General features: G+C 70.0%; 8 protein-coding genes. 5 read left to right on the top strand and 3 right to left on the bottom strand.

What is annotated here, in order from left to right; translation table 11 throughout:
- From WA805_RS06010 to glpX, 4 genes are all read left to right on the top strand, one after another.
- Window positions 1-252, top strand: a 252-nt coding sequence (locus tag WA805_RS06010) for an exodeoxyribonuclease VII large subunit (RefSeq protein ID WP_425241843.1), incomplete at its 5' end; no start/stop codon positions are given.
- Window positions 253-273: 21 nt separating this feature from the next.
- Complete coding sequence (locus WA805_RS06005) at window positions 274-543, top strand: exodeoxyribonuclease VII small subunit (RefSeq protein WP_422278314.1); 270 nt, start codon at window positions 274-276, stop codon at window positions 541-543.
- Window positions 544-584: 41 nt separating this feature from the next.
- On the top strand, window positions 585-1,220 hold the full coding sequence (locus tag WA805_RS06000; RefSeq protein WP_425241842.1) for a DsbA family oxidoreductase: 636 nt from the start codon (window positions 585-587) through the stop codon (window positions 1,218-1,220).
- 29 nt (window positions 1,221-1,249) lie between these two features.
- On the top strand, window positions 1,250-2,287 hold the full coding sequence (gene glpX, locus WA805_RS05995) for a class II fructose-bisphosphatase (protein WP_422278310.1): 1,038 nt from the start codon (window positions 1,250-1,252) through the stop codon (window positions 2,285-2,287).
- A gap of 5 nt (window positions 2,288-2,292) precedes the next feature.
- Here the strand turns inward: glpX and WA805_RS05990 are convergent, their stop codons facing one another.
- Complete coding sequence (locus WA805_RS05990) at window positions 2,293-2,895, bottom strand: DUF1707 SHOCT-like domain-containing protein (RefSeq protein ID WP_424560425.1); 603 nt, start codon at window positions 2,893-2,895, stop codon at window positions 2,293-2,295.
- 61 nt (window positions 2,896-2,956) lie between these two features.
- Entirely contained in the window at window positions 2,957-4,159 is a 1,203-nt protein-coding gene (locus WA805_RS05985) for an RNA-guided endonuclease InsQ/TnpB family protein (protein ID WP_425241841.1), read from the bottom strand.
- 95 nt (window positions 4,160-4,254) lie between these two features.
- Between WA805_RS05985 and WA805_RS05980 the strand changes: the two genes are divergently transcribed.
- On the top strand, window positions 4,255-5,586 hold the full coding sequence (locus WA805_RS05980; protein ID WP_425241840.1) for a glutamine synthetase family protein: 1,332 nt from the start codon (window positions 4,255-4,257) through the stop codon (window positions 5,584-5,586).
- A 306-nt stretch (window positions 5,587-5,892) separates the two neighbouring features.
- On the opposite strand, the gene WA805_RS05975 is transcribed toward WA805_RS05980, so the two are convergent.
- The coding region (locus tag WA805_RS05975) for a hypothetical protein (protein ID WP_425241839.1) at window positions 5,893-6,656 on the bottom strand (764 nt) is incomplete at its 5' end.

Here is a 6,656-nt window from a genome sequence, read left to right as displayed (position 1 = left end):
GTGGTCGACGCGCTGGCCCAACGGGCGCGGCAGTGCGTGGCCGGCCGCCTCGCCAGGGCCGAGGACGACATCGCGCACACCCGCGCCCGGCTGCTCGCGCTCTCCCCCGCCGCGACGCTGGCCCGTGGTTACGCGATCGTGCAGCAGGCCGACTCCAGCGTCGTCAGGTCCGCCGCGGCGGTGTCTGCCGGCGAGCAGCTCAGCGTCCGGTTCGCGGAAGACCAGCTCAGCGTCACCGTGGACGACGAGTAGGCCACGGGTAGGATACGTTTCGTGGCGGATCGTGAGGCTCTCTCCTACGAGCAGGCGCGGGACGAGCTAACCAGCGTGGTGAAGCGGCTCGAAGCGGGCGGCCTCTCCCTGGAGCAGTCGCTGGACCTGTGGGAGCGCGGCGAGCGGCTGGCCGGGATCTGCGCCGAGTGGCTGGAGGGCGCCAGGGCCAGGCTGACCGCGGCCATGGCGGCACACGACGCGGCCGCGGCCCCCGCCGACCGTGAGCCTGGCAAAGCCAACGGAGCAGGGAACGGCGAGACCCCCTTCTAGCGGGATTCGGGCCGCCTGGGCCGGGCATCTACCCTGTACCTATGCGTGTCGATATCTGGAGTGACGTCGTCTGCCCGTGGTGCTACGTCGGCAAAGCGCGGTTCGAGAAGGCGCTGAGCGGCTTCCCGCACGGCGACGAGGTCGAGGTGGTCTATCACTCCTTCGAGCTGGACCCCGGCTATCCGAAGGACCTGCGGGAAACCTCGCTCACCATGCTCAGCAGGAAGTACGGCATGCCGGAAACGCAGGCTCGCGCCGCCGAGGCGCGAGTCGCCGACCTGGCTCAGGCCGAGGGGCTCGGCTTCGACGCCGACCGGCCGGTCGGCAACACCTTCGACCTGCACCGCGTGATTCATCTCGGCCGGGAGAAGGGCGTGCAGCGCGAGCTGCTCACCGCGCTCAACCAGGCCTACTTCGGCCAGGCACGGCAGGTCTTCGACCGGGACGTGATCATCGAGATCGGCAAGGCGGCGGGGCTTGACGAAGCCGCCGTCGCCGAGGTGCTCGACGGCGACGCGTACGCCGACGCGGTCCGGCAGGACGAGCGTGAGGCGGCCGAGCTAGGCATCAGCGGCGTCCCGTTCTACGTTTTCGACATGGCGCTGGGCGTGTCGGGCGCGCAGCCGGGCGGCACGTTCAGCGCCGCTCTCGACCAGGCCTGGGCTCGCCGCGGCTGATCCGGCCGACGCGGGGAAGGAAGCCAAGCATGACCGAGCAGACCGAGACTTCCAGCGCCGTTCCCGGCACACCGGAGCCCAGCCAGCACGCGCCGAACAGGAACCTGGCCCTTGAGCTAGCGCGGGTCACGGAGGCGGGCTCGATGGCCGCCGCGCGCTGGGTGGGCCGCGGCGACAAGAACGGCGCGGACGGCGCCGCGGTGAGCGCGATGCGGTCGCTGATCAACTCTGTGTCCATGCGGGGCGTGGTGGTGATCGGCGAGGGCGAGAAGGACAACGCCCCGATGCTGTTCAACGGCGAGGAGGTCGGCGACGGCACCGGCCCCGCCTGCGACGTGGCGGTCGATCCCATCGACGGCACCCGGCTGTGCGCCAACGGGATGCCGAACGCCGTGTCCGTGCTCGCCGTCGCGGAACGCGGCTCGATGTACGACCCGTCCGCCGTCTTCTACATGACCAAGCTGGCCGCCGGGCCTGAGGCTGCGGCCGTGGTGGACATCGACGCGCCGCCGGCGGTCAACATCGCCGCCGTGGCCAAGGCGAAGGGCATCACGCCGCACGACGTCACCGTCGTCATCCTGGACCGGCCGCGGCACGAGGGCCTGATCGCCGCGGTCCGGGCGGCGGGCGCCAGGATCCACCTGATCACCGACGGCGACGTGGCCGGCGCCATCATGGCCGCCAGGGAGGGCACCGGCATCGACCTGATGCTCGGCATCGGCGGCACCCCGGAGGGGATCATCGCCGCCTGCGCGCTGAAGTGCCTCAGCGGCGTGATCCTCGGCAAGCTCGCGCCGCGGGACGACGCCGAGCGCCGCAAGGCGCTCGACGCGGGCCACGACCTGAACCGCGTGCTTACCACCGACGACCTTGTCTCCTCCGACGACGTGTTCTTCGCCGCCACCGGGATCACCGACGGCGAGCTGCTCGACGGGGTGCGGTACAAGCCGGGCGGCGCGACCACGCACTCGCTTGTCATGCGGTCCAGGTCCGGCACGATCAGGTCCATCCGCAGCGAGCAAGCGCTGTGGAAGCTGAAGGCCTACTCCACGATCAACTACGACTAAGACCGTCACGTCAGCGGCGCCCGCCGCCACCGCGGCAGCCAGCGCCGCGGCCGCGGCGGGGTGCGCACGAGGATCTCGCTCGCGACCACGTACCCGCGCACCTCGACTACCGGGACGTCGCTGCCTTCAGGGAGCCCTCTCATCGTCCCGCCGCGCTGCCGGCCGATTACCCCTGTTCCGTTCATCACGACCTCGACGCCGGCCGGCACGATCAGCCGGATCCGCCCGAAGAACGCGTACACGTTGAGCACCACGTGCCGGTCTTGCAGCAGCGCCTCGCGCAGGTCGAGCACCGCCTCACCGAAGACCGCGGAGCAGGTCATGCTGGCCGGGACGACCCACCGGCCGTAGCGCTCCGCGCTGGTGAAGATCGCGGCGACGGCCTGCCCGCCGTCCAGCCGGAGCGGCTGCCGGTCGGGCATGGCCAGGTCCGCGGTCAGCCCCGCCAAGTCGCCCAGGGTGCGCGCGGTGAGAGCGGCCTCAGACCGTTCCGAATGTTCTTCCCTCGTAAGACGACCGTCGGCAAGCGCCTCAGACAGCACGGCGACGACCCGCTCGCGGTCGGTGTCCGACGCGCGAAGATCGCGGGGACCGGGGCGTGATGGCATGGTCTGAAGATATAACTTCCTCTTGACATCCTCCCTGCCTGAAGGCGGGGATTCCAGCTACTTACGTCCGGCTAAGGAGGGCAAGTAGTTGAGGTTCGCGGTTTACGGGCCGGGCTGCCCCGTCGCCTCCCCGCGCAGTCGCGGCGTGCTCCGCCGCGATGTTCCTGGCCGCGTTCACGTCAGCGTTGATCGTCAGGCCGCAAGCCCGGCACCGGAACCTCGATTGGCTCTCTCTCGATTCCGGATCACGGTGCCCGCAACCCGAGCAGGTCTGCGACGTGTACGCGGCGTTGATTTTCTCGACCCTTCCGGGCGCCTTATCCTGCAGGCGGCGTTCCAGCACGCCCCAGCCCGACCGCAGGATCTCCCGGTTGAGCCCAGCCTTGGCGCGGACGTTCCGGCCCGGCTCCTTGGCCGTTCCCCTAGCCGAGCGGGTCATGTTCCCGATCCGCAGGTCCTCGACCCTGATCACGTCGAACCGACGGGCGATGTCCGTGGAGGCCTTCTCTGCCCAGTCCTTGCGCCGGTCAGTCTCGCGAGCGCGCAGCCGGGCGATGGCCAGCCGCACCCGCCTGCGGCGGTTCGAGCCGCGGCGCGCGCGGGAGAGCTTGCGCTGCAGCAGCCGTATGCGCTTGCGTTCGCGCACAGTCAAGCCGGGTACCTGCAGCAGTTCCCCGGTCGACAGCGCCGCGGACACAGCCACGCCCCGGTCAATGCCCACAACCTCTCCGGTGCCGGGAGCCGGGACCGGTTCCGGGACGGCGGCGAAGGCGACATGCCAGCGCCCTGCGCGGTCCATCGTCACTCGGTAGGACTTCACCCCTTCGGGCACCGTGCGGGACCAGCGGAACCGCACCCACCCAGCCTTCGGCACCCAGACCTGGCCGACGTGGCGGGACATGCGGCGGACGTCCCTCTGCTTGCCGCGCCGCCCCACGATCCGGAACCCTTCGTCCCGCCCAGCCTTACGCCACGACGGCCGCCTGGCCGGGTTCGCCGGGTCGAAGAAGGCGCCCACCGCCTGGGCGAAGTCCCGCAAGGCCTGCTGCTGTATCGTCTGGGAGCCCTGGGCCAGCCACGGATGGGCTGCCCGCGCCTGCGTGAGCTGCCTGCACTGTTCCAGGTAGCCCGGCGCGCTGTTACGGCCCGGCCGCCAGTGCGCGTGCTGCTCGACCGCCAGGTTCCACACGAACCGGGCATGCGCGCAGTGGCCGCGCAGCACAGCTTCCTGGGCAGGCGAGGGCAGCAGGCAATACCGAGACATACGAACACACTAGCGACCACCACTGACATTCCAGAGGAGGTGAAGCGGAGTTTCCTCCCCGGCCTCAAGGCCCGGGTCTCCACTCCGCGATCCCCATGACCGAGGTGTCACAGCGCGCACGCGAAGAGAACGTCTCCCTTGTCAGGTTCCTGTACGCCGACCACGGCGGGATCATCCGCGGCAAGGCCGCGGCAGCGGCCCGGCTGGCCGAACGGATCGAGAGCGGCATCGGCCACACCCGGGCGATGATGGCGATGTCCATGATGGACGAGCTGCAGCCGGTCGAGGGCATGGGCCCGATCGGCGAGGTCAGGATCAAGCCGGACCCTAACACTTTCGTCACGCTGCCGTACGCGTTCGGCGCCGCGGCTATGCTGGCCGATCAGGTGAACCCGGACGGCACGCCATGGGACGGGTGCGCACGCACCTTTCTCAAGCAGGCGATCGCCGACCTGGCCGCCGAAGGATACGAACTGCAGGCCTCGTTCGAGCCGGAGTTCACGCTCGGCCGCCGCGAAGGCGCGGAACTAATCCCCGTCGACGAAAGCCTGTGCTACTCTGCTACCGGTTTTCACCTGGCGCACGACTATATTATCGACCTCGTCGCCGCGCTGAACAAACAAGGTCTAGAGGTCGAGCACTATTACCCCGAGCTTGGCCACGGCCAGCAAGAGGTTCCCGTCAGGCACGCGACGGCGCTGCGCGCGGCGGACAACCACGTCCTGCTGCGCGAGACCGTGCGGGCCGTGGCGATCCGGCAGGGGCTGTGGGCGAGCTTCGCGCCGAAACCGCTGCCGGACCAGGCGGGCAACGGCGCCCACCTGCACGCCTCGCTGTGGGCCGGCGGGTCGAACGCGTTCATCGATCCGTCAGGCCAGTTCGGCATGTCCAGGCTCGGCTACCGTTTCCTCGCCGGGGTGCTCGCTCACCTGCCCGGTCTCGTGGCGCTGACCTGCGGCAGCGTGAACAGCTACCGGCGGCTCGCGCCGTCGATGTGGGCCGGCGCGTTCGGCTGCTGGGGCCCGGACAACAGGGAGGCCGCTGTCAGGCTCTGCTCGCCGATCGGCGCGGCCGGCTCGGTCAACCTGGAGCTGAAGCCCAGCGACTCGACAGGGAACCCCTACCTCGCGCTCGGCGGCTTCATCTACGCGGGCATCGACGGTATCCGCCGGTCACTCGATCCTGGCGAGCCGCTGCTTGTCGATCCCGCGACATTGTCTTCGTCGGAACGTAGGCGGCTTTCCGTGGTCAGGCTGCCCGCCTCGCTGAGCGAGGCCCTCGACGCGCTTGAGGCCGATTCGCTGCTGATGTCAGCGCTCGGCCCGCTGCGCTCGACGGCCTACCTGGCGGTGAAGCGCTCGGAGGCCGCGCACTTCGCTGAGAAGGACGCGGCCTACGAGTGCTTCCACCACTGGATGAAGTTCTAGCTCGCTGTTCTCCGCATGGGGGCTTCCCAGCCCCCCATATCCCCCTGGGGTCACGGTGCCGCTGGATCGATGCCCTCGCGGTCGACGCCAGAGCGGAAGATGGTCAGCGACCAGTGCGAGCCGAACGCGCCGGAGAGCTGCGCGATCGCGAAGAACACGGCGATGGCCTGTGCCCGGACCTCGAGCGGGAAGACCTCGCTCGCGGTCAGGTAGGAACGGCCTCTGCATTGGTCACCTATGCCGCCCCGTGCCGATTCATCCTGCGACGTGCTCGCGGAATCATACGGCGGCCACTTCCGGGGCTGGTTATGCCTGGGGTGGTCCCTGGACTGCGAAGGGGAGAATGAAGCCCGTGCCTGGCCCGGGGTTGTAGACCTGGCTGGCTGGCGGTGCCTGGACCGGTACGCGGACCCCGAAGTCGCTGAAGGTCAGGTTGATCGTGAGGGTCTTGATGTGGGTTGCCGACGCGTAGGATGCCGGCGCGGCCGCGGGCAGCAGCAGCTGGCGTACCCGTCCGTGCCGGTCCACGGTCACGCTGCCGTGGATCACCGCCTGGGGCACCGAGTCCAGTTCGACGTCGTTGGCGGTGAACGTGTACCGGGTGCCGGTCCAGCCCGGGCCGTGTGCCCGCCCGGCGAGGTGCAGCGTGGTCAGCGACCGCAGCTCCGCCAATAGGTGCGCCGGCGTGACCAGGCCCTCCACCGCGTCGGTGGGCAGGTTATCCACAAAGTTGCCGGACGGCGCGTCCGCCGTGGCCTTGAGCCAGTGCAAGCCGTTGGTGCCTAGCGACCCCGGCTCGGGAACGGGGAAGTACAGATAGGCGTACCCGCCGATGTAGCGGATCGCGGTGATCGCGGGAATCTCCGGATTCACCGGCAGCGTCTCCGCGCCGGCGTGCCGTGCCGGGTTGAACGCGCCCTTGGTGGCCATGTCTACGATGTGGCCGCCGCCCGATTGCGCCGTGAACGTCTCGGTGGTGATCATGCTCACCCGGTAGCTCTGCGCGGCAAGCGCCGCCGGTCCCGCCGCGGCGCCGGCGGCCGCCAGCGCGGACTGCGCCCCGGTAGCGG

It is taken from the genome of Trebonia sp., assembly GCF_049794275.1.
Classification (GTDB): Bacteria; Actinomycetota; Actinomycetes; order Streptosporangiales; family Streptosporangiaceae; genus Trebonia.
This window is presented reverse-complemented; position numbering and strand designations above follow the sequence as displayed.